This is a genomic window from Mesorhizobium sp. M4B.F.Ca.ET.017.02.2.1 (genome assembly GCF_003998955.1).
Taxonomy (GTDB): domain Bacteria; phylum Pseudomonadota; class Alphaproteobacteria; order Rhizobiales; family Rhizobiaceae; genus Mesorhizobium; species Mesorhizobium abyssinicae.
This window is the reverse complement of the sequence record NZ_RZOF01000655.1, coordinates 1-892: the sequence shown is the minus strand read 5'-3', so window position 1 is coordinate 892 and position 892 is coordinate 1. Positions and strand designations below refer to the sequence as shown.

Below are 892 nucleotides of genomic sequence, written 5' to 3'. Positions count from 1 at the left end.
CCGATACCGCCGCTATGCTCATCGAGCGGCGCGTGTCGGCAACCTACAAGGACCTGCCCGGCGGCCAGCTGCTCGGCCCGACCTTCGACTACACCCACCGGCTGCTCGATCCCGAGCTTGCCGCCGGCGGCGACGTCGCCGAGCCCATGCAACGTGCCACCGAGGCCGAGCCCATGCCGCGTGTCTCGGCGATCCTCGCCCGCGAGGGCCTGATCGAGGCCGATGGCAACATGCCCGGCGAGCATGTTCCCGGCGACATCACCCGCGAGCCGCTGCAATTCCCGATGGCGCGTGACGTCCGCTTGCAGGCGCTGTCGCGCGGCGACGAGGGTTTTCTGCTCGCGCTCGGCTATTCCACCCAGCGCGGCTATGCCCGCAACCACCCCTTTGTCGGCGAGGTCCGTATCGGCGAGGTCGAGCTGGAGCTCGACGTGCCGGAACTGCCTTTCGCCGTGCCGCTCGGCTCGATCCGCGTCACCGAATGCCAGATGGTCAACCAGTTCAAGGGCTCGGCCAAGGCGCCGCCGCAATTCACCCGCGGCTACGGCCTGGTCTTCGGCCAGAGCGAGCGCAAGGCGATGGCGATGGCGCTCTGCGACCGTGCCTTGCGGGCCAGCGAACTCGGCGAGGACGTCGTCGCCGCCGCGCAGGACGAGGAGTTCGTCATCTCGCATTCCGACAATGTCCAGGCGACCGGCTTCGTCGAGCATCTGAAGCTGCCGCACTATGTCGACTTCCAGGCCGAGCTCGATCTAGTGCGCCGCATGCGCGCCGAGCACGACGCGCGTGAAAATCCTGTGAAGACCGAAGAAAAGCGGGAGGCAGCCGAATGAGCCTAGTCGCCACCCCCGCCATTGCCGCCCCCGCCATTGCCATTCCCGTCGCCGCCATC

General features: G+C 68.0%; 1 protein-coding gene. It reads left to right on the top strand.

What is annotated here, in order from left to right; translation table 11 throughout:
• Positions 1-833 (top strand): carbon-phosphorus lyase complex subunit PhnI (locus tag EN738_RS34655; protein WP_127287406.1); only part of this gene is annotated, 833 nt, incomplete at its 5' end.
• Positions 834-892 lie beyond the last annotated feature (59 nt).